This window comes from Shinella sp. SUS2, from assembly GCF_001262505.1.
Taxonomy (GTDB): Bacteria; Pseudomonadota; Alphaproteobacteria; order Rhizobiales; family Rhizobiaceae; genus Shinella.
Window position 1 is genome coordinate 1 of sequence record NZ_KQ410825.1, and the last position, 1384, is coordinate 1384.

Consider the following 1384-nt stretch of genomic DNA (forward strand, 5'->3'; position numbering starts at 1 on the left):
GAAGGGCGATATGCGGAAACAGCTTTCCAGGCCCCGGCCAACACAGCTCGAAGGCCTGGACCTGTCGCCAGGCCTGCTACAGTCGTCGTGACGCCGGGCGGTCGAACGAACTACCCTGCTGCGCCACCTTCGAGGACGGGGATGGCACGATCGCGGCGAGGAAGAGTACGGCGAGCATCGGCCGGACAAGCAGTGCATTGCTGATTGCCGACCCACTGATGAACGCGACGAGGATCGCGGCCTGGAGGTTGTTTGCATGGCGCAGCGACCAGCCGAAGGTCAGCAGAATCACGAAGAGCCCGACAAGCCCCTGCTCGATGACGACATTGAGGAAGTCGTTGTGCGAATCCTTGGCCTCCCACCACCAGCTGGTGCTGAAGAACATGTCGGATCCGAGGCCGGTACCGAACAGCCACTGGCTGCTCGAACGCTCCGCGAGCATGCTGAAACGCTCTGCATAGGTCGACGTCCGGCCACTTGAAAACTCTACAAGGTCGAAATTGGGAATGAAGAGGAATACCAGGGCAAGAAGCACCAGGACGGAGGTTGCAAACCCCAGACCCACCGCGGAAGCAAACAGCCGATGAGTCGTGCGGCGACGTATGGCCTGAACGAGAAGGACCGCGGAGAAGACCAACAGCATCACCCAGGTGGTGCGGACCTGATAGGCAATGAAAAGGCCGAACAGGGGGAGACCCACCAGCCAGGCGGTCAACGCGCCGATTTCCCGTCGCAACCGCATCAGCACGACGCCGACAAGTGCCCCCGACACAATGTATGCGCTGGAGTGGATGGCATCCACGCCGGCAAACGGATAGGGTCGCAGAACACCGGCGTAATCATACAGGCCGTACAAGGCTGTCGTCGCGACGGCCACGATCGAAACGGTAACGTAGATCGCGATTTTCGCCCCCGTCAGGATGGTTCCCTCATACCGCATGAAGTAGACGAGTGCAGATATCCCCGTCATCACGCGCAGGATGGTGAGGGCATAATCGTTGAGCGGCGTGTTTATCGAAACCAGGAAGGTGTAGGTCACCAGCATCGAGCAGATCGAGAGAATGAGCGCGAAGCTTCTGATGTCCAGATAGACCATGCCTTGGCGAACGATGGGGAGGCAGGCGGCGAGGATCAGCCAAAGGCTGACGACCCCGGCAATGGCCACCTGGATCGGCTCGGGCATGGATTCGGCGAAAATCGAGTACAGACCGGCAGCGACGAAGACGAGGGTATCGACGACCCAGCTCTGCCTGGTTGCCGTTGCGTCGGAATTCGCACCGAATGTGCCGATGTCTGTGACCATTGTCGATTCCGGTAAGAGTTTCTTCGGACTAGCAGGAATACATTAAGGGAATCTTGAACCGTTGGCCGTGCTCGGGCGGTA

1 protein-coding gene is annotated in these 1384 nt (G+C 59.5%); it reads right to left on the reverse strand.

Annotated features, from left to right (window positions below; all coding sequences use genetic code 11):
* Positions 1-76: 76 nt before the first annotated feature.
* Positions 77-1303 carry an O-antigen ligase family protein gene (locus AKG11_RS33495; protein ID WP_050747155.1) on the reverse strand — a complete coding sequence of 409 codons (1227 nt, stop codon included), beginning with the start codon at positions 1301-1303 and terminating at the stop codon, positions 77-79.
* Positions 1304-1384: the final 81 nt, after the last annotated feature.